The organism is Streptomyces sp. NBC_01116, assembly GCF_041435495.1.
Taxonomy (GTDB): domain Bacteria; phylum Actinomycetota; class Actinomycetes; order Streptomycetales; family Streptomycetaceae; genus Streptomyces.
This window is the reverse complement of record NZ_CP108644.1, coordinates 3732152-3752777: the sequence shown is the minus strand read 5'-3', so window position 1 is coordinate 3752777 and position 20626 is coordinate 3732152. Positions and strand designations below refer to the sequence as shown.

The following is a 20626-nucleotide window of genomic DNA, read 5'->3' as shown; positions in this document are numbered from 1 at the left end:
CACTACGGGTGGAATCCGTGATTCCTGTCCTCTTTCACAACTCTTTCGAGGGATACGTTCACCCGTAAGGATTAAATGTGCTCAAGGGGCACTTGGGGCATACGCTCCTTTGCCTACGGTCGCCGGGTGATGAGCAGCAGGCTGGAGACCCCGACGCACACCACCGGCGCACACCGGGCGCACCGCCGAGCACCTCACCCCCCGGCACAGCGGCCGCCCGTACGGTACGAGCCGTATCTCGACGGACTCTTCACCTACTGCCTCTCCGTGCTCTGCGACCACGACGCGGCCGCCGAAGCGCTCGGCGCCGTGCTGTCGGTCGCGGACCGGCAGGACGCCCGGGGCCCCACGGCCGAGGAGGAACGTCAATCCTGGCTGTACGCGCTGGCCCGCTGGACCTGCCTGCGCACCCTCACCGAGCGCGGGCGCGGCCGCCAGGCCCATCGCCGTCCCCCCGGGGCGCACACCGCCCAGCGCACGCCGGAGCACACCTCGCCCGCCACCCCCGAGGACGCCGCCGTGCCCGCCCCTTCCGAGTCGCCGGCCGCCGAGGCCCGCCGCCGGGAGCTCGCCACGCTCGCCTGGCCCGAGGCCGCGGGCACCACCCCGGAGCAGCGCGAGGCGCTCGAACTGGCCGTGCGTCACGGGCTCGCCCCGCGCGCCGTCGCCGCCGTGCTCGGTCTGGAGCCCGCCACCGCCCGGGAGCTGCTGGCCGGCGCGGCCTGCGAGGTGGAGCGCACCCGCGCGGCCCTCGCCGTCGTCCGGACCGGCCACTGCCCCACCGTCGCCCGGATCACCGGGGACCACCAGGTGCTGCTCTCCGCCACCCTGCGCCGGGAGCTCGTCCGGCACGTCGACGACTGCCCCCGCTGCCGTCGTGCCGCCGAGCGGGCCGATGCCGCGGGGCCCTGGCCCGGAGCGGCCCTGGCCCCGGTCGCCGCCCTGCCCGTCGTCGAGGCCCCCCGCCCCTCCGTGTACGTCGCGATGGCCCAGGCCCAGCGCTCCCGCGCCGCCGGCCCGCGCTTCGACCGGGCCGGGTATCCGCTCGACCCCAAGGACCAGGCCGCCCGCCGGGAGCGGCTGCGTGCCCGGCTCGTGACGACCACGGTCGTCGCGACGGTGGTCGCCGCCCCCGTGATCGCCCTGTGGGCCGCCTACCGGGGAGCGCCCCAGACCGGTGAGGGCCACGACGGGGCCTCGGTCGCCGCCACAGAGGTCGACGGCGCCGGAGGTATGGGCGGCTCCCCCAACGACGACGACGGCGGCGACGGCGGCGACGGTCGTCCCGGCAACCGCTTCGGCGTCCGCGTCCCGGACGTCACCGCCGAGGTCGTCAGCACCGGCGGCGCGCCGCACGGCGACGCCCGGCTCGCGGTGTCGGCCCGGACCTCCGGGGCCGTCACGACGCTCACGCTGACCGCCTCCGGCCGGGGACCGGTCAGCTGGTCGGCGGCCACGGACGCCGCGTGGCTGCGGCTCAGCCGTACGTCGGGCACGCTCGCGGCCGGGCAGAGCACGACGGTCGCGGTCGCGGTGATCCGGCACGCGCAGCCGGGCGGAGCGTGGCGGGCCCGGATCTCGCTGACGCCCTCGGGCTCCGCCGTGCTCATCGACGGCTACGGGGGCACGGCCCCGACGACGGGCGGTCCGCGCCCCACGCGTCCGGGAACGGGCTCCCCCCGGCCCACGGACCCGGGCCCCACGGACCCCGGGCCCACCGATCCGGGTCCGACCGACCCAGGTCCGACCGACCCAGGTCCGACCGATCCGGGTCCGACCGACCCCGGCCCGACCGACCCCGGCCCGGGCCCGACCGATCCCACCGATCCGCCGGACCCCACCGGTCCGCCCGAACCGACACCGGACCCGACCGACCCGGGCCCCACGGACCCGGCCCCGACCGGCCCCGGCCCCTCCGCCCCGGACCCGACGGGCTGAGCAGCCCCGGACCCGACGGGCTGAGCAGCCCAGGACCCGATGGGCCGAGCGGCCCCGGACCCGGCGGGCCGAGGGCCCGTCGGCCGGTCCGGTCCGGTGTGCCTCAGCCCTTCTTCGGCGCGGGGGGCGGGTCCGCCGGGTGCGGGGCCATCGGCAGCAGCGAGGACAGCCGCTCCTCGCACAGCTCGACCAGCCGGTCGTAGCCCTCCTTGCCCATCAGCTCGATCAGCTCCGGGCGGTAGGACACGTACACCGGATCACCGGCCCCGTGCGCCGAGGTGGCCGAGGTGCACCACCAGTGCAGGTCGTGACCGCCCGGACCCCAGCCCCGGCGGTCGTACTCACCGATCGTCACCTGGAGCACCCGGGTGTCGTCGGGCCGGTCGATCCAGTCGTACGTCCGCCGCACCGGCAGCTGCCAGCACACGTCCGGCTTGGTCTCCAGCGGCTCCTTGCCCTCCCGCAGCGCCAGGATGTGCAGCGAGCAGCCCGCCCCGGCGGGGAAGCCGGGCCGGTTCTGGAAGATGCAGGAGCCCTCCCAGCGGCGCGTCTGGCGTTCGCCGTCCTCGTCGACGCCGACCCAGCCCGTCCCGGTGCCGACGTTGTGGAACTGCCACAGCTCGGGAGTGAGCCGGGCCACATGCCCCGCGACCCGCTTCTCGTCGTCCTCGTCGGAGAAGTGCGCGCCCAGCGTGCAGCAGCCGTCGTCCGCCCGGCCCGCCTGGATGCCCTGGCAGCCGCTGCCGAAGATGCACGTCCACCGGGAGGTCAGCCACGTCAGATCGCAGCGGAAGACCTGTTCGTCGTCGGCCGGGTCGGGGAACTCCACCCAGGCCCGGGCGAAGTCGATGCCCTTCTCGTCGGACGGGTCCGGTCCGCCCGCCTCCGGCCGCGCTGCCCGCGTGTTCGACTTCTGCTTCTTCGTGGCTTTGTCCTGCTTAGCCTTTTTCGTCTTTGGCACGCGGACAGCGTAAGTCCCCTGGCGCAGTAGCGTTCCCCCATGAGACTCGGAGTCCTCGACGTGGGATCGAACACGGTTCACCTGCTGGTGGTCGACGCCCACCCCGGCGCCCGCCCGCTGCCCGCGCACTCGCACAAGGCGGAGCTCAGGCTCGCCGAACTCCTCGACGAGGGCGGCGCCATCGGCCCCCTCGGCGTGGACCGGCTGGTGGCGACGATCGCCGGTGCCGTGCAGGCCGCCGAGGACAAGGGGTGCGAGGACGTGCTCGCCTTCGCCACCTCCGCCGTGCGCGAGGCGACCAACGCGGACCTGGTCCTGGAGCGCGTACGGGTCGAGACCGGGGTCGACCTCGCGGTCCTCAGCGGCGAGGAGGAGGCCCGGCTGACCTTCCTGGCCGCCCGCCGCTGGTTCGGCTGGTCGGCGGGGAAGCTGCTCGTCCTCGACATCGGCGGCGGCTCCCTGGAGATCGCCTTCGGCATCGACGAGGAGCCGGACACCGCCGTCTCCCTGCCGCTCGGCGCGGGCCGCCTCACCAGCGCCTGGCTGCCCGACGACCCGGCCGGCCCCGAGCAGGTCAGGGCGTTGCGCCGGCACGTCCGGGCCAGCATCGCGCGGACGGTGGGCGAGTTCAGCCGGGCCGGCCGCCCCGACCACGTGGTCGCCACCTCCAAGACCTTCAAGCAGCTCGCCCGGATCGCCGGCGCCGCCCGCTCCACCGAGGGCCTGTACGTCCAGCGCTCGCTGAGCCGCAAGGCGCTGGAGGACTGGGTGCCCAAGCTGGCCGGGATGACGGTCGAGGAGCGCGGCCGGCTCCCCGGAGTCTCCGAGGGCCGGGCCGCCCAGCTGCTCGCCGGGGCCCTGGTGGCCGAGGGGACGATGGACCTGTTCGGCGTCGAGGAGCTGGAGGTCTGTCCCTGGGCCCTGCGCGAGGGCGTCATCCTGCGCCGCCTGGACCACCTCCCCGCGGAACGGGCCGCGCTGCCGGGGTGACGCGGCGTACGGCGGCGCACTCCGGGCCGTGCCGCTCGGGCGGCGTACGGCGGAACGAGCCGCACCGCTCCGGTGACGTACGGTGACGGCCTCATGGCCCTGATCACTTTCCGCCAGGAGCCCTCGGCGCGGCGCACCCGTGCCCGTACGCTGTCCAGGTGGCAGAACCCGTGGTGCGCATCCCCGATGCGAAGGTCGCCCTGTCAACGGCCTCGGTCTACCCCGAGTCCACCGCGACGGCCTTCGAGATCGCCGCGCGCCTGGGATACGACGGCGTAGAGGTCATGGTCTGGACCGACCCCGTCAGCCAGGACATCGAGGCCCTGCGCCGGCTCTCCGACTACCACCGGGTCCCGATCCTCGCGGTGCACGCCCCCTGCCTCCTCATCACCCAGCGCGTCTGGTCCACCGACCCCTGGGTCAAGCTCCAGCGGGCCAGGGCCGCCGCCGAGAGGCTCGGCGCCTCCACCGTCGTGGTGCACCCGCCGTTCCGGTGGCAGCGCAACTACGCCAAGGACTTCGTGACCGGGATCTGGCGGATGGCCCAGGAGACGGACGTCCGGTTCGCCGTCGAGAACATGTACCCCTGGCGCTACCGGGACCGCGAGATGCTCGCGTACGCGCCCGACTGGGACGTCACCAACGACGACTACCGGCACTTCACGGTCGACCTCTCGCACACCGCGACCGCCCGCACCGAGGCGCTCGCCATGGTGGACCGGATGGGCGACCGGCTCGCGCACGTCCACCTCGCCGACGGCAAGGGCTCGGCCAAGGACGAGCACCTGGTGCCCGGCCGGGGCGACCAGCCGTGCGCGGAGCTGCTGGAACGCCTGGCCCGTACGGGCTTCGACGGCCACGTCGTCATCGAGGTCAACACCCGCCGCGCGATGTCCTCCGCCGAACGCGAGGCCGACCTCGCGGAGGCGCTGGCCTTCACCCGCCTCCACCTGGCGACCGCGACCGTCGCCGACGACCCGTCCGCGAAGATCCGCCGCCCGTGACCGGGGAGCCCGGCCGCCCGCCCGTGACCGAGGACGCTTCCGCCCCGCGCCGCCGGGGCCGCCCCTCCCGCAAGGCCGCGGCCGAGGGCCCCGACGCCCGTACGCGCATCCTGGAGGCGGCCCGTACGGAGTTCGCCGAACGCGGCTACGACAGGACGTCGATCCGGGGCATCGCCAGGGCCGCCGGGGTCGACGCGGCCCTCGTGCACCACTACTTCGGCACCAAGGACGAGGTCTTCGCCGCCGCCGTCGAGGTCACCTTCGAACCGGCCCTGGTCGTCCACACCGTGCTCGGCGGCCCGCCGGAGGGGCTGGGGGAGCGGCTGGCGCGCTTCTTCCTCTCGGTGTGGGAGGACCCGGCCACCCGCTCCCCCCTGCTGGCGATCCTGCGCTCCGCGCTGACCCACGAGGCGGCGGCGAAGGTGCTGCGCGAGTTCGTCCTGCGGCGGCTGCTGGAGCGGATCGCGGCGGAACTGGACGTTCCGGACGCGACGTTCCGCGCCGAGCTGGCCGCCTCGCACATGATCGGCATCGCGACGCTCCGGTACATGATCCGCGCCGAGCCGCTCGCCTCCGCCGACCCGGAGGACATCGTGGCGATGGTCGCCCCCACGCTCCAGCGATACTTGGGCGAGCGCTGAACCCCGGCGGGGGCCGACCACCCACCGGTCGTCGCGTCCCGCATTCCGGACGGGCTGTCCAGATCTTGGATCCGGGGCGTACGCTCGAAGGCAGTCTTCTCTTCAACTGTCGTAGGCAGTCCCCCTGCCGAAGGAGCGAGCGACAATGCCGCAGCTGAGGTCCCGCACGGTCACCCACGGACGCAACATGGCGGGCGCGCGCGCCCTTATGCGCGCGTCGGGCGTAGCGAGCGCGGACATCGGCAAGCCGATCATCGCGGTCGCCAACTCGTTCACCGAGTTCGTCCCCGGCCACACCCACCTCGCCCCGGTCGGCCGGATCGTCTCCGAGGCGATCCTGGCGGCGGGCGCGGTCCCGCGCGAGTTCAACACCATCGCCGTGGACGACGGCATCGCGATGGGCCACGGCGGCATGCTCTACAGCCTGCCCTCCCGCGACCTGATCGCCGACTCCGTGGAGTACATGGTCGAGGCGCACTGCGCGGACGCGCTGATCTGCATCTCCAACTGCGACAAGATCACCCCGGGCATGCTGATGGCCGCCATGCGCCTCAACATCCCGACCGTCTTCGTCTCCGGCGGCCCGATGGAGGCCGGCAAGGCCACCCTCGTCGACGGCACGGTCCGAAAACTCGACCTGGTCAACGCGATCAGCGACGCGGTCGACGAGTCCGTCTCCGACGAGGACATGCTCCGCATCGAGGAGAACGCCTGCCCCACCTGCGGCAGCTGTTCCGGCATGTTCACCGCCAACTCGATGAACTGCCTGACCGAGGTCCTCGGCCTCTCCCTCCCGGGCAACGGCTCCGTCCTCGCCACGCACACCGCCCGCCGGGCGCTGTACGAGGACGCCGGCCGCACGGTCGTCGAGATCACCAAGCGCTACTACGAGCAGGACGACGAGACCGTCCTGCCGCGCGCCATCGGCACCCGCGCCGCGTTCGACAACGCGATGGCGCTGGACATCGCCATGGGCGGCTCGACCAACACGATCCTGCACCTGCTGGCCGCCGCCGAGGAAGCGGAGCTGGCGTACGGCCTCGACGACATCAACGAGGTCTCGCGCCGGGTCCCCTGCCTCTCCAAGGTCGCCCCGAACGTCGCCCCCGGCGGCACGTACTACATGGAGGACGTCCACCGGGCCGGCGGCATCCCCGCCCTCATCGGCGAGCTGCACCGCGGCGGTCTGCTCAACGAGGACGTGCACGCGGTGCACTCCGACACCCTGGCCGAGTGGCTGAAGAACTGGGACGTCCGCGGCGGCTCCCCGTCCCCCGAGGCCGTCGAGCTGTGGCACGCCGCCCCCGGCTGCGTCCGCTCCGCGACCGCCTTCTCGCAGTCCGAGCGGTGGGACACCCTCGACCTGGACGCGGCGGGCGGCTGCATCCGCGACGTCGAGCACGCCTACTCCAAGGACGGCGGCCTCGCCGTCCTCAAGGGCAACCTTGCCGTGGACGGGTGCGTCGTGAAGACCGCCGGCGTCGACGAGTCGATCTGGACCTTCGAGGGCCCGGCCGTCGTCTGCGAGTCGCAGGACGAGGCCGTCGACAAGATCCTCCGCAAGGAGATCGAGCCGGGCGACGTCGTCGTCATCCGTTACGAGGGCCCGCGCGGCGGCCCCGGCATGCAGGAGATGCTCTACCCCACCTCCTTCCTCAAGGGCCGGGGCCTGGGCAAGGTCTGCGCGCTGGTCACCGACGGCCGCTTCTCCGGCGGCACGTCGGGCCTCTCCATCGGCCACGCCTCGCCCGAGGCGGCCTCCGGCGGCACCATCGCGCTCGTCGAGGACGGTGACCGGATCCGGATCGACATCCCGAACCGCTCCATCGAACTGCTCGTCGACGACGCCGAGCTGGCCACCCGCCGCGAGGCGCTCAACGGCGTGTACGCGCCGAAGAACCGCGACCGCAAGGTCTCGGCCGCACTGCGCGCCTACGCGGCGATGGCGACGAGCGCGGACCGCGGCGCGGTCCGGGACGTCTCGAAGCTGGGCTGACGCCGGTATCCGGGGGCGGAGCCCCGGGCCCTCACCAGGCGCCCGGGTCCGCCCCGTCCACCGCGAAGACCGACCCGTCCGGCGCCGTCCCCACGACCGTCCGCCCCGCCGTGACCGGGGCGGGCAGGTCGGAGGCGTAGGCGAGCTTCCCGCCGCTCATCCGGGTCCGGGTCTGCCCCACCAGCGCACCCCGGTCCGTGTCGACGGCCAGCAGCCGCCCGTCCGCGGCGGAGAAGTACAGGTGCCCGCCCTCCCCGAGCACCGGGGCGGAGGCCCGCCCGACCCCGGTCTCCAGCCGCCACAGCTCGGCCTCGGCACCGCCCGCCGCGGTGTCGAACGCGAGCAGCGACCCGCCCCGCGCCAGCAGGTACGCGACGTCCCCGGCCATGGCCACCTGCGGCCCGTCCAGGGCGAAGGGCAGCGGGACCCGGGCCGACCGGCCGGTCCCGGGCGCGTACCGGACCAGCTCGGTGACGTCCGAGTTCCCGTTCATCGCCGTCAGCACCAGCTCCCCGGCCCCCGCCGTGCCGACCGGGGTGAGGGCCCCGTCCAGCCTCCGCTGCCAGGAGGTCCGGCCGCTCGCGGCGTCCACCGCCGTGACCAGCGTCGACGCGCCGGAGGACGTCTGCTCGAAGGCGTAGGCGAGCCCGGAAGCCCCGTCGTACAGGGCGAAGTCGGGCCGGGTGTGGCCCGCCGGCGACCCCGCCCAGCGGGTCGTCCCGCTCGCCCCGTCCAGCGCCGTCACCGTGCCGTCGTCCGCCACGGTCAGCAGGGTGTCGCCCGCCGGGAACGCGCCGCCGGGGCTCGCGGACAGCGCGGTGTCCCGGACGGCGGTGCCCTTCACCGGGTCGAACGCGCGCAGCTCCCCGTCCGGGCCCGCGGACAGCACGACCCCGCCCGAGACGATCGGGGCGTGGGCGGTGGTCCGCGAGGAGGAGGTCCGGGCCGACCACAGCACGCTCCCGTCCGCCGGATCGATCCTGGCCGTACCGGCCCCGGCCGCCGAGCAGTACAGCGCCCCTCCCGACCCGGCGGTGGAACAGACGGGCGTGGAGCTGCCGGGGGCCCGCAACGCCGTACGCCACGGGGTGACGGCGTCGTCGCCCCCACCGCCCCCGGCGCCCGCGCGTTCCGGCTCCGGGCGGCTCGGGTCCGTAACCCCGCCGCCCCACACGGCGTACGCCCCGGCGCCCGCCCCCGTCACCAGCAGGAGCAGCGCCGCCGCCACGACCAGCCGGACGCGCGGCAGCCGTCGGCGCCGGGCCACGGGCGCGGCGCCCACATGCGTGTCCGCCTCCGAACCGTCCCGCTCCTTCGGCGACGGCACCGCCGCCGCGACCACCGCCCGGCGCCGCTGCGCCGGTATGAACGCGTCGGCCTCGTACGACGGGGGCAGCAGCGCCTCCATCACCTCGCCCGGGGTGGGCCGCTCGGCCGGGTCCTTCGCCAGGCACCGGGCGACCAGGGGCGCGAGCTCCTCCGGCACCCCGCCGAGGTCCGGCTGGTCGTGCACCACCTGGTACGCCACGATGTACGGGCTGTCCGAGTCGAACGGCCCCCGGCCCGTCGCCGCGTGGACGATCACGGCCCCCAGCGCGAACACGTCGGCAGGCGGCCCGACCTCGCGCGGCCGCTGGAACTGCTCGGGCGCCATGTAGGGCGGCGAGCCGATCAGCTTGCCCGTCTCGGTGCGCAGATCGCTGTCGTACGGCCGGGAGATCCCGAAGTCGATGACCTTGGGGCCACCGTCGGTCAGCAGCACGTTGCTCGGCTTCAGATCGCGGTGGATCACGCCCGCCCGGTGGATGTCCCGCAGCGCCTCGGCGAGCCCCGCGGTCAGCCTGCGCAGCTCGGCGGGGGCCATCGGGCCGCTCCGCCTCACCTGCTCGGCGAGCGTGGGCCCGGGAACGTAGAGGGTGGCCATCCAGGGCCGGCCGGCCTCCGGATCGGCGTCGACGACGGGCGCGGTGAAGGCCCCGCTCACCCGCCGCGCGGCCGCCACCTCCTGCCGGAACCGCGCCCGGAACTCGGGATCCGCCGCGTACGGCGCGTGCACCACCTTCACCGCGAGCTGCATCCCCGAGGCCGAGCGCGCCAGATGCACGACACCCATGCCGCCCGAGCCGAGACGGGCTTCGAGGCGGTAGGCGCCGGCGTAACGCGGGAACTCCGCTTCCGGATGTGCTCCGGGCTCTCGCAGCGGCGGCATCGCCCACCCCCGTGTGTTCGTGCGCATGCGACGCACGGAGCCTAGTCGATGGTGCGTGCGCGAGGCACGGAGCTTGCTAGCCTGCGCGTCGTACGCGCCTCGCGTACGCGATTCTCAACGGGGGAGACCCACATGGGTGTTGAAGAGCAGACCGCAGAGCCCACACGCGACGAGGCGGACGGGGCGGCAGGGGCGACGGCCGCGGCGGAGACCGGGCTGAAGGTGGAGACCACCGCCTCCGGCACCCGCTACCCGATCGCCCCGGGCTACCGGGTCAACGTCCGCACCGGACCCGGCACCAGCTACCGCATCGTCCGGACCATGCCGCTCGGACAGAAGATCCCGATCTACTGCCAGAAGCCGGGGGAGACGGTCACCGGCCCCTACGGCACGTCGAACCTCTGGGACAACATCGCCAACGGCCAGTTCGTCGCGGACGTCTACGTCTACACGGGGCGTGACGGCTACATCGCACCGCGCTGCGACTGACGGCATCGCCCGGGCACCCGGGGGCAGCGGGGATAATCGACCTCGTGAGCGAGAACAGCGCAGCCCCCGGCACCCCGCCCGCCACGGCCCCGGGCCCGCGGCCCGAGCCCATCCGCTTCTTCGGCACGACCTGGGTCGACCACGACGGCGGTTACGGCCTCCGGCGCGTCGGCGTCGCCGTCGGATCGCTGGCCGCGGCCGTGGCCGCCTGCTTCCTCCTGCGCTTCGCCTACGAGGGGCTGGAGATCGCGGAGGTCGGCGGTCTCGTCGGGATGCTGGTGATCGGCATGTTCTCCATCTGCAGCGCCATCGCGTTCCGGAAGACCTGGGAGGGCTTCGGCGCCCGCCCGAAGGACCCGGCCCGCGAGGAATCCCTGCGCGGACTGAAGTCGATCGGCTTCATCGGCTCGCTCCTCGCCTACTTCGTCCGCTCGCTCACCGAGGCCCCGGGCGAGAAGCTGCGCCGCACCGAGTACGAGACGGCCCGTGCCCAGTTCGAGAAGCGCCGCTCGACCCGCACCGGCAACCCGGCGGCCCGCAGGGCCTCCGGCCGCAAGCGGCAGAAGCGGGGCTGAGGTCCGGTCCAGGGACGGGGGAGGCCCTGGACCGGGGTTCTTGGGTCAGCGGCCCTGGCCGCCCTGTGCCGCGTCCTCGCGCTCCTGCGCCTCGATGCGCCGCTTGGCGTCCTCCCAGGTGATCGGCAGCTGGGACACCGGCACCTCCCAGAAGGTGAACGTCGACGCGCCCATCACGGAGCGCAGTCCGGTCATGACGCTCTTGTGGGGCTCCGTCCGCGCGTAGGTGTAGAGCGCGTCCTTGTCCTCCCAGGCGGAGAGCGTGTAGAAGACGCCCTTCAGCAGCTGGGCCTCCAGGGAGGCTCCGAGGGCTCCCGGCGCCTTGCGCACCTGGCCCCAGGCGGAGAGCGACTTCAGGAAGAACCGCGGGGTGTGCTTGCCGGACTTCACCTCCAGGCGTGAAGCCATCACGAAGGCGGTGGTGTCGGGCCGGGCCGGGTTCGGCGTCGTCCAGGGAAGAGTCGGCACGGTATCCTCGCATCACAGTTGGTGAGTGGCAGTATCTATATTAGACAGTGGCACTGCCTAATCGCCAGTGGGAGCTGAGTCCGCGTGAGAATTTCTGAGCTGAGCCGCCGCAGCGGTGTGGCCACCGCGACGATCAAGTACTACCTGCGGGAAGGGCTCCTGCCGCCGGGGCGCGCCACAGCCGCGACCCAGGCGGAGTACGGCGAGGTCCATGTGCGCCGGCTGCGGCTGATCCGGGCTCTCACAGGCGTGCGGGGGCTGACCGTGAGCGCGGCCAAGGACGTCCTCGACGTCGTCAACGAGGGCGAGGCCGACACGCACGAGCTGCTGGGCCTGGTCTTCGGCATCCGGCCGCCCGCCGAGGAGGGCGCGGCGGACGGGGCGGCCGATGGCGCGGCGGGCGACGCGACGGACGGTGGCGTCCGCGAGGTCGACGCGCTGATCGCGGAGATGGGATGGACCGTCTCCGAGCACAACCCCGCCCGGGAGACCATCACCCAGACCCTGCATACGCTCAACTCCCTCGGTATGGACTACGGCTGGCGCGCGCTGCTGCCCTACGCGGCCCTGGCCGAGCAGACGGCGACGCTCGACCTGGACCAGCTCCAGGGGCCGGACGACCCGCTGGAGAAGGCGGAGCGCGCCGTGCTGCTGACCGTTCTGCTGGAGCCCGCGCTGTTGGCCCTGCGCCGGCTCGCGCAGGAGGCCGAGTCGACGGTCCGCCACCGCAGCTGACGCCCCGGCGGTGGGCTCCGGGCAGCCGTGCGGCGTCCGGCCCTCCATGGCAGCACGGCGGCGGAGCCCGGCGCCTGAGTGGCCGGTACTCACCTCCCCTCCGCGATCCCCTCCGCTTTCCGGGGAACGGGTCGCGCGGGCCCGGGACGAAGTGAGTGGTCATCCCTCACGTCTCCCTGTGCGCGGAAATGGTCTTCTCGCGTGTGAATGCACACGGCGGACATCATTCACCGCATGTGGGGAGGCATGGGTATGCAGTTCAGGATTCTGGGCCCGCCCGATCTTTTCGATGAGGAGCGCCGCCTTCGGACACCGCTGACCAGCCCCAAACAGAAAAGGCTGCTCGGAGCGCTGATCGCACGGCCGAATTCCTTCGTCCCGAGGGAGGAGCTGATGCGCGAGGTGTGGGCCGGACGCCCGCCGAGACAGGCGCGCAGCGCCCTCAGCACCCATGCCTCGGGGCTGCGGAAGACCCTGGCGGGCGCGGAGGGGGCGAGGGGCGGCCGGGCGCGCCTGGTCACCGGGACCGACGGACTCATGCTGCGGGTCTCCGCGACCGAGACCGACAGCGGGCGGTTCTGCCTCGCCGTCACCCGGGCCCGGGGCCGGTGCCGGACGGCTCCCGAGGAGGCGTACGCGATCCTGCGCGAGGCCCTCGCGCTGTGGCGCGGGCCCGTCCTGGACGGCGGAGGCCCGCACGGGCCCCTCGGCGCGACCCTGGCCGAACGGCTCCAGGACGTGCGACGGCAGGCGCTGGAGCTCCTCTTCGACGCGGCCCTGCGCTCCGGGCGGCACCCGGACGTCCTGTCCGAGCTGCGGGAAGCCACCGTCGCCCACCCGCTGTGCGAGCGCTTCCACGACCAGCTGATGCTGGCCCTGTGCCGCTCGGGCCGGGGCGGGGAGGCCATCGGCGTCTACACCGAGGCCCGGCAGCGGCTCACCGCGGCCCACGGGCACACCCCGCTGCTGCGGGCCCGCCTCGAACAGATCGGCACGCAGTCCCCCGAGCTGTCCGCCGCGGGCGCGGGGGCGCGGGCACCGGTCGCGTTCCCGCCGCCCCGGTCGCCGGCCGGCCGTGACGGGGCCCGGCCCCACCGGTTCGTGGTCCGGCACGTCGAGCGGCCGGACGGGCCCGCGGAACGCTCGGCCCTCGGGTTCCTGACCGACCTCCTCAGCGGCCGGGAGCTGCACACCGGCGGAGTGTGAGGGCAGGAGCACGGAAAAGCGTCCCGGAGAATCCTTGGAGGATTCTCCGGGACGCTTTTCCGTGCGACCGGCCGGATTGCGCCGGACGGTCAGAGTTCGCCGATGATCCGGGCCGCGACGTCCATTCCGGAGGAGTATCCGGCCTCGTGCGAACCTATCTGGTCCACGCCGTGGCGCTTGGCGTGGAAATAGGAACCGCACAGCTTCACGCGGGTTCCGTCATTGACGTCGTAGATGTCCTTCTGGAGGTCGCGGACCGCCACGTCGATGATGGGGTGGGTGTAGGGGAATTCGGCGATGACGGTCGCCGGGTCCACCTCGCCCGGGTAGTCGAGGGTGACGAAGTAGTCCTTCTCGGCGGTGAACCCGTGCAGCTTGTTCATGTAGTAGGCCACATAGGTCCTCGGCTCTCCGTCGACCTCGACCTTGCCGTAGTTCCACGCCTCCCAGCGCTCCCGGTCGGCCGGCACCACGGACGGGTCGGTGTGCAGGATGACCGACGAGCCGTTGTACGCCACCGTGGAGAGCACCGCGGTCTGCCGCTCGGTGGGGTTGTCCAGCAGCGCGAGGGCCTCGTCGGCGTGCGCGCCGACGACCACGTAGTCGAACCGATCGGACCCGTTCGCGGTGGTCACGGTGGCTCCGTCACCGTCCTGGTGGATCGCGGTCACCGGCTCCCCGGACCGGATCTCCGGGCCGATCGCGGCCAGCGCCTTGCGCACGTAGGAGATGGAACCGCCCCCGACCGTCCGCCAGTCCACCTCGCGTCCGCCGAGCCCGCCCTCGTCGTGCCCCATGAAGAACGCGATGGCGGTGCTGGCGGGCATCTGCCAGATCAGCTCGGCGGGGATCGACCAGACCGCCGAGCACAGCAGGATCACGTACGAGTGGCGGAACGCCTGGCTGTAGCCGCCCCGGTCCAGGTACTCGCCGAGGGGGATGTCGGCCTTCTTGCGGACGAAGTCCTTGCGCCCCTCGGTGTGGAAGCGCCGCGCCTCCCGCCAGATCGTCAGGAACTCCTCGGAGTAGCGGGCGGACACCTCCTCCTCGCTCATGTCCAGCTCCTTGGTCCCGTACTCCAGGCCGCTGTCCAGGTCGAAGAAGTTGAAGGCGCCGCGGTGCTCGACCGTGTCGACGCCCAGCTCCTCGAAGAACTCGCAGAGGTTGGTGTAGGCGGGGCGGTTGAACACGACGAAGGCGGTGTCGATGCCGAGGGTGCGGCCGTTCTCCTCGACCTCGACCGTGTTGGCGTGACCGCCCAGGCGGTCCTCCCGCTCGAAGATCGTGATCCGGGCGCGGTCGCGCAGGTGGTACGCGGCCGAGAGTCCGGCGACACCGGCTCCGACGATGGCCACGCGGGGGCGGGTGGGCTGTGACATGGAAGTGTCCTTCGTGGTCGGTCTCAGACGGACGAGAGGTCCGCGTGCGAGAGGTCCAGGGGCGAGGGGCCCGCGTGCGGGAGGTCCAGGGGTCGGAGGGGGGCCAGGTCGATACGGCGGAGGTCCCGCGGGCGGCCGTCCTCGGCGGCCACGGCCACGAGGTGGCCGGGTGCGGGGCGGAGCAGGTCGAACCACCAGCGGGACGCGGTGTCGCGCGGCCGGCCCCGGTCGTAGCCGTGGTCGGGGCCGAGGCCGAGGCCGAGGTCGTGGTCATGGTCGTGGTCAAGGCCGTGCTCGTGGTCGTGCACGCGGATCGGGCCGCCTCCGCGCGGGCCGAACGCGAAACCGCCCAGGTCCCGGGTCAGCCCGGTGCCCAGGGCCTTCAGGTACGCCTCCTTGAGCACCCACAGCTCCCCGGCGACGGTGTTCCGCGTGCCGGGGGACGAAGCGGCCAGCTCGGCCCGCTCGGCGGGGGCGAGCCGGGGCTCCAGCCACGACACCAGCCCGGCGGGCGCGGGATCGGGGCCCGCGTCGACCCCGCACCCCCGCCCCCGGGTGACGACGCAGGCGATCAGCCCCTCGGTGTGCGAGAGGTTGAACCGCAGCCCCTCACCGTCCGCGAGGAGCTCCGGCCGCCCGTACGCGCCGGTCGTGAAGCGCCAGTGCTCCAGGGGCCGGGGCACCCGCGCGCTGAGGGCGTAACGGCACAGCAGCCGCGCCCCCAGATAGCGTCGCGCGGCTCCCGGGGTCAGCCGTCGGCCGAGAGCCGCCCGCTCCCGCGCGGTGAGCAGCCGGGTACCGCCGAGCGCGGCGGCGAAGCGGTCCACCGCGTGCTCGGGCAGCAGCCACAGGAAGGTCGGGTCGGACGGCATGGGCCGTGCCCTCTCGGATACTCAGCGGCGGGCGGCGGCGGGGACGCCGGACCGCTTGGCGAGGGCGAACTGCCAGTGCGAGAAGAGCCTGTCCTCCTGGTGCAGCCCGCGCAGCACCGCCATCACCTCGTCGATGTCGGACTGATCGGTGATCTGCTCGACCGGGTGGACGTGGCGGCGCAGCCGCTCCAGCATCAGCAGCAGCAGCGCGCCGCTCGGCAGCGGGGCCTCGGACACCCCGTGCGCGTGGACGAAGGTGAGGACGCAGGCCGCGGCCGCGTGCAACAGGCAGTACTCCTTGGACAGTTCGAACAGCTCCGCCGAGTGCCCGTAGGCCCGCCCGAGCCGCGTCTTGAGCGCGGCGGCCCGGTCGGACAGCGCCGCCGTCCGGCCCAGCAGTTCCTCGGCCGCGTCGGCCGCCCGCTCCAGCCGCTCCCGTTCGGCGTCCCCGGCCGCCGCGGCGATCTCCCGCAGCCGGCGCACGCCGTCGGGCCCGGCCAGCAGCGCGTCGTCCGCGCCCCGGCTGAACAGCTCCTGCTTCCACGGCTCGTAACGGGGAAGCTCCCGGTCCATGCCGAAGAGCACGGCGGCGCGTTCGGAGGCCGCCGCGCGGGCCTCGGCCGAGGCGTCGCGGACGTTGTTCAGCAGCCCGTCGAGCTGCTGGCCGAGGTTGCGGAGGTTCACCACGGTGTTGCCGTCGGCGATGTTGGCGACCAGCAGGTCGCGCAGCATCTTCTGGTACGGGCCGTAGTGCGGGTGGTCGCGGAGGAAGAACCGTGCCCCGAGGACCGTGTTCAGCTGGGACATGCTCTTCTCCAGCAGGGTCGGCACGAGGTACTTCACCGCCGACGACCACACGCTGATCTGCTCCGGCGCCGCCTGGAGGCAGCGCACCGCCCCCAGGCTCATGGCGTCGGCGATCATCAGGTCGGCGAACACCTCGGTCAGCTGCCGGCGGCTGTAGGGCACGTCGCTGACCGTGGTGCCGAAGATCACCCGCCCCTCGGTGAAGTCCAGGGTCAGCCGCAGTCCGGTGTCGACCGCCGAGAGCGGCAGGCTGCCGATCACGCTGCGCGCCACCTGCGTGGCCTTGAGCGCGATCTCCAGCCCCTGGCCCTCGGCCCCGAGCAGCGCGCTGTCCGGGACGAAGGCGCGGTCCAGGCGCAGCCCGCCGAGGTCGAGGGCCCGCAGCCCGTGCAGCTTCTCGCTCGGCAGTTCCTCGACGGTCCCGGCCGCCAGCCGCCACTTGTCGACGATGAAGATGGAGTACGCGCCGGGCCCGTTGCGGCTGCCGGTCCGGGCGTACACGAGCATCGTGTCGGCGACCGTGGCGTTGCCGATCAGCCACTTCTCGCCGGTCAGCTCGTAGCCGCCCTCGACCTTGACGGCGGCCATCTCGTTGGCGATCAGATCGCTGCCGTGGTCGCGCTCGGACAGCCCCCAGGACAGGCCGCCGCCCCGCTTCATCGCGGCGATGGCGGAACTCTTCTGCTCCTCGGTGCCCGCGATCCACAGCGGCATGAAGCTGAGGTTGGTGATCACCAGGCAGGTGGCGGTCGTGCAGTCCCGGCGGGCGACCAGGCGCATCAGGTTGAAGCCGGTCTCCACATTGCCCGCCCGGCCGCCCTGTTCCGCGGGCAGGGAGTGCTCGTGCGCGCCCCAGCGGCGCAACTGGCCGACGAAGCCGAAGGGATACTCCTCGTGCTCGTCGTGGTCCAGGATCCGGCGGAAGGACATCCGGCTGCCGTCGTCGGACGGGTCGCCGAGATACTCCTCCAACTCCGCCGCCAGTGCGGTGAGATCAGCCTTGGACATGGGGCTCCTGTCGGGTCGGCGCCAGCGTGACGGGCAGGGCGGAGAAGAGCTGTCCGGACTCCCGCAGCGCCGCGACGGCGTCCAGGGCGGGGAGCAGGGCGGCGCCGTGACGCCGGGGGTCCACGCCGTCGGCGCGGGCGAGCAGATAGCCGAGCACGGCGCCCAGCCAGCCCGTGGAACCGGGCTTCGTGCCGTACAGCGAGCGGTCCTGGTTGGCGTGCCACAGGTGGACGCAGACGGCGGCGGCGTGCAGCCACGCGTACCGTTCGGCCGCGTCCACCAGGGCGTTGGGGTCGGCGCCCGGCCGCTGGGCGGCGCGCGTCAGCTCCCCGAGCCCTTCGGCGGCGGTGGCCAGGCCGCGCAGCAGCCCACCCGTCACCTCGTCCTCCTCGGCGACGCTCCCGGTCACCTCCGCGAGCACGGCCCGGAGCCGGGCGAGGACCGGGTCGGAGCCCCGGGCGAACATGTCGAGCCGGGACGGCTCGTACGCCGGAAGGTCCGTGCCGAGCCCGAAGACCGTGGCCAGCGCCCGGTCGTCCGACGGGGAGCCGGCCGCCGTCAGGGTCGGCAGCTGGCCCGCGTACGAACGCAGGTTGGCCAGGGTGCTGGAGTCGATGACCCGGACCACCCCCGAGTCCCGCTGGAGCTTCTGGAAGAGCCCGGCACCGCGCTCCCCCTCCCGCAGCACCGAGCGGGTCGCGAGGACCGTGCCGCAGCGGCGGATCAGCTCGTCGCAGGACTCCGCCACCACGTGCTTGGCGACCGGGGCCCAGACGCTGAACACCTCGGGCAGCACATGGACCCCGCGGGCCGCGCCCGTCGCCACCGCGTCCGCCGCCAGCAGGGCCGCCGAGGCGACCGCCAGCTCGCGCCGGGGGTGGGGGGAATCGGCGACCAGGGTGCGGCCGACCCTGCGGGCGGAGGCGAAGTCCAGGGCGAGGCGCACCGCGCTGTCGGCGATGCCGAGGCTGCCGGCCATGCTCATCAGCCGCACCGCCTGCTGCGCCTTCACCGCCGCCTCAAGACCCTCGCCGGCCTTCCCGACGAGCGCGTCCTCGGGCACCCGCAGCCCGGTGAAGCGCATCCGGGCCAGATCGATGCCGCGCATCCCGCCGGTGCGCACGGCCGGAACCCGCTCCAACTGCCCGGGCTCCACCGACGCCAGGTCCAGCAGCACCGCCGAGAAGGCGGCCGGTCCCCGGCCTCCGGTGCGGGCGACCACGTAGACCGCCTCGCAGCGCATCCCGAGGCCGACCATCCACTTCTCGCCGTCCAGCACCCCGTCGGACAGCCGCACCTCGCCCGCCAGCAGGTCGCTGCCGTGCTCCGCCTCGGTGAGCGCGAAGGCCACCGCGCCGCCGCCGCGCAGGATCTGTGCCGCCCGCTCCCGCTGGGCGGGCGAGCCGTGCAGCTGGAGGCAGGTCGCGGCGATGATGCTGAACATCGTGCCCGGCATGATGTTGACGTCCCGGCGGGCCGCGCACCGCACCAGGGTGAGGCTGCGGTCGAACGACCGGAACGTGCCGCCCCACTCCGGGGGCAGGTAGGCCAGGTGGAACCCGGCGCCGACGAGCGCCTCGCACAGCTCGGTGGGGAACGCGTCCCGCTCGTCGCGGGCGACCGCCGCGGCGAACCCGTACGGCCCGGTGTCGTCGCCGGGGTCGCCGAGCAGTTCCTCCAGCCGCTCCGGAGTCAGCGCCGCGCTCATCGCAGACCCGCCGGGGTGCCGTCGGCCGGAGCCTCCAGCGGCACGGGACGGTAGTCGCCGACGCCCGCCGGAATCCGCACGCCGGCGCTGCGCAGCTGGGCGAGCCGGGTGTGGAAGGCCGCGCCCAGCATCAGGTGGTGGGCCACGTCGGCGACGCGCCGGTTGCCCGGCGTCTTCAGATAGCTGCCGGTCACCCAGTCGTTGAAGCTGCCCATCGCCGGGCCGCACCAGACCTGGTAGTCCATCGTCCGGTCGGCGTCGCCGGTGACCGCCCAGCGCGAGGACATCCCCAGGTACCACCGGAAGACGAGCGCCATCCGCCGCTTGGGGTTGCCCGCCGCGCGGGCGAGCTGCTCCGGGTCGCGCCGCTCGAAGTAGCCCACGCACTCCTGCCAGACGTCCTCCAGCGGACGCCGGAACACCTGCTGCTCCAGCTTGGCGCGTTCGGCGGCCGGGATCGCCTCGATGCTGTCGTGGGCCTGGTAGAGCTGGTAGAGCTTCTTGGCCCGCATCGGGAAGAGCGTGCCCTTCTTCAGGACCTGGAGCTCCACCCCCATCTCGAACATGTCGGCCGCGGGGGCCATGTCGCAGTCGGCGATCCCCGCCTCCGCGAGCATCGCCTTGGAGGCCGTGGACGCGCCCGACTCCAGGCACGACTGGTTCACCGAACCGGTCACCACGTACGCCGCCCCCATGGCGAAGGCGGCGGAGACCGCGACGGGGGTGCCGAGCCCGCCGCCCGCGCCCACCCGGATCGGCACGGTGTAGCGGTGCTCCCGCTGCACCGTGTCGCGCAGCCGCAGGATCGTCGGCAGCAGCGCGGGCAGCGGCCGGCGGTCGGTGTGCCCGCCGGAGTCGGCCTCGACGGTGATGTCGTCGGCCAGCGGTACGTGGTGGGCGAGCGCGGCCTGCTCCTGGGTGATCAGCCCCTGCTCCAGCAGCGAGGTCACCAGGGTCGCGGGCGCGGGCCGCATGAACCGTTCCGCGGTCTCGGTCCGGGAGATCTTGGCGATCAGCCGGTTGTCGGCCACGACGGAGCCGTCCGGCCCCCGGCGGAGTCCGGCCAGCCGGTAGCGGACCACGTGCGGGGTGAGGTTGAGATAGGCGGACGCCTCGACGCAGCGCACGCCGTGGCGCAGGAAGAGCTCCACGGCCTCCCGCTCCAGCCGGTCCTCACTGGGGCTGTGGATGAGGTTGACCGCGTACGGCAGACCGGGGATCTCGACGGCGAACCTGCCGAGCGCCTTCTCGATCGTCCCGGGCAGCAGCCCGGCCGCGCCGTAGGAGGCGAGGAACCCCTCCCGGGCGAGGGCGACGACCAGGTCGGCCGAGGCGATGCCGCCCGCCATGGCGCCGGCCATGTACGGGCTGCGCACCCCGTGGGCCGCGAGGAAGGCGGCCGACCCCAGCCGGTGCGGCGGCAGCGGCTGGGCGGCGGCGAGCAGCGGCCATCCGGTGGTGTCGGAGCCGGAGACCGCCGAGCCGCCGGAGACGGCTCCGATCCCCTGCGGGGTGACGACGATGAAACAGGGCTGGTCGAGGTCGGCGAGGGCGTGGTAGATCCCCGCCGCGTCCGTGCTGGGGTACCGCTCTCCGGACCACCGGAGAGGCGTGTCGTGAAGGGGCATGGGTACGAAGCT

Annotated in this window: 17 protein-coding genes; 9 read left to right on the top strand and 8 right to left on the bottom strand. The window is 73.7% G+C overall.

Translation table 11 applies throughout. The features are described from left to right. Positions 1–129: 129 nt before the first annotated feature. Positions 130–1938, top strand: a complete 1809-nt coding sequence (locus tag OG245_RS16265) for a hypothetical protein (RefSeq protein ID WP_371624251.1) — start codon at positions 130–132, stop codon at positions 1936–1938. Positions 1939–2041: 103 nt separating this feature from the next. Here OG245_RS16265 and OG245_RS16260 read toward each other — a convergent pair whose 3' ends face one another. Next, positions 2042–2899 (bottom strand): hypothetical protein, encoded by an 858-nt coding sequence (locus OG245_RS16260; protein ID WP_371624250.1) that lies wholly within the window; start codon positions 2897–2899, stop codon positions 2042–2044. A gap of 39 nt (positions 2900–2938) precedes the next feature. On the opposite strand from OG245_RS16260, the gene OG245_RS16255 reads away from it, so the two are divergent. From OG245_RS16255 to ilvD, 4 genes are all read left to right on the top strand, one after another. Continuing rightward, positions 2939–3889 (top strand): Ppx/GppA family phosphatase, encoded by a 951-nt coding sequence (locus OG245_RS16255; protein ID WP_371624249.1) that lies wholly within the window; start codon positions 2939–2941, stop codon positions 3887–3889. Between the two features lie 170 nt (positions 3890–4059). Next, entirely contained in the window at positions 4060–4893 is an 834-nt protein-coding gene (locus OG245_RS16250; protein ID WP_371627898.1) for a sugar phosphate isomerase/epimerase family protein, read from the top strand. Between the two features lie 23 nt (positions 4894–4916). Then, entirely contained in the window at positions 4917–5534 is a 618-nt protein-coding gene (locus OG245_RS16245; RefSeq protein WP_371627897.1) for a TetR family transcriptional regulator, read from the top strand. A gap of 145 nt (positions 5535–5679) precedes the next feature. Then, positions 5680–7530: a dihydroxy-acid dehydratase gene (gene ilvD / locus OG245_RS16240; protein WP_056700346.1), complete on the top strand. Its 1851-nt coding sequence runs from the start codon at positions 5680–5682 to the stop codon at positions 7528–7530. Positions 7531–7561: 31 nt separating this feature from the next. Here ilvD and OG245_RS16235 read toward each other — a convergent pair whose 3' ends face one another. Then, on the bottom strand, positions 7562–9739 hold the full coding sequence (locus OG245_RS16235) for a protein kinase (protein WP_371627896.1): 2178 nt from the start codon (positions 9737–9739) through the stop codon (positions 7562–7564). A gap of 132 nt (positions 9740–9871) precedes the next feature. Between OG245_RS16235 and OG245_RS16230 the strand changes: the two genes are divergently transcribed. Next, positions 9872–10228, top strand: coding sequence for an SH3 domain-containing protein (locus OG245_RS16230; RefSeq protein ID WP_371624248.1), 357 nt, complete (start codon positions 9872–9874; stop codon positions 10226–10228). A gap of 44 nt (positions 10229–10272) precedes the next feature. Then, a complete protein-coding gene (locus OG245_RS16225; RefSeq protein ID WP_371624247.1) occupies positions 10273–10803 on the top strand; it encodes a hypothetical protein in 531 nt (176 codons plus the stop codon). A gap of 45 nt (positions 10804–10848) precedes the next feature. Here the strand turns inward: OG245_RS16225 and OG245_RS16220 are convergent, their stop codons facing one another. After that, positions 10849–11271, bottom strand: coding sequence for a DUF3291 domain-containing protein (locus tag OG245_RS16220; RefSeq protein ID WP_371624246.1), 423 nt, complete (start codon positions 11269–11271; stop codon positions 10849–10851). Positions 11272–11355: 84 nt separating this feature from the next. On the opposite strand from OG245_RS16220, the gene OG245_RS16215 reads away from it, so the two are divergent. Then, entirely contained in the window at positions 11356–12006 is a 651-nt protein-coding gene (locus OG245_RS16215) for a MerR family transcriptional regulator (protein WP_371624245.1), read from the top strand. 252 nt (positions 12007–12258) lie between these two features. Further along, the gene (locus OG245_RS16210; protein ID WP_371624244.1) at positions 12259–13212 is read left to right on the top strand and encodes a BTAD domain-containing putative transcriptional regulator; all 954 of its coding nucleotides are present in this window, start codon (positions 12259–12261) and stop codon (positions 13210–13212) included. A gap of 89 nt (positions 13213–13301) precedes the next feature. On the opposite strand, the gene OG245_RS16205 is transcribed toward OG245_RS16210, so the two are convergent. Genes OG245_RS16205 through OG245_RS16185 form a run of 5 tightly spaced genes read right to left on the bottom strand, consistent with a single transcriptional unit; the run spans position 13302 to position 20614 of the window. Continuing rightward, entirely contained in the window at positions 13302–14591 is a 1290-nt protein-coding gene (locus OG245_RS16205) for an NAD(P)/FAD-dependent oxidoreductase (RefSeq protein ID WP_371624243.1), read from the bottom strand. 23 nt (positions 14592–14614) lie between these two features. Beyond that, on the bottom strand, positions 14615–15463 hold the full coding sequence (locus tag OG245_RS16200) for a 4'-phosphopantetheinyl transferase superfamily protein (protein ID WP_371624242.1): 849 nt from the start codon (positions 15461–15463) through the stop codon (positions 14615–14617). Positions 15464–15484: 21 nt separating this feature from the next. Continuing rightward, positions 15485–17278, bottom strand: coding sequence for an acyl-CoA dehydrogenase family protein (locus tag OG245_RS16195; RefSeq protein WP_371624241.1), 1794 nt, complete (start codon positions 17276–17278; stop codon positions 15485–15487). After that, positions 17265–18986, bottom strand: coding sequence for an acyl-CoA dehydrogenase family protein (locus tag OG245_RS16190; RefSeq protein ID WP_371624240.1), 1722 nt, complete (start codon positions 18984–18986; stop codon positions 17265–17267). The genes OG245_RS16195 and OG245_RS16190 overlap by 14 nt, the downstream gene beginning before the upstream one ends. Continuing rightward, complete coding sequence (locus OG245_RS16185; RefSeq protein ID WP_371624239.1) at positions 18983–20614, bottom strand: PfaD family polyunsaturated fatty acid/polyketide biosynthesis protein; 1632 nt, start codon at positions 20612–20614, stop codon at positions 18983–18985. The genes OG245_RS16190 and OG245_RS16185 overlap by 4 nt, the downstream gene beginning before the upstream one ends. Positions 20615–20626: the final 12 nt, after the last annotated feature.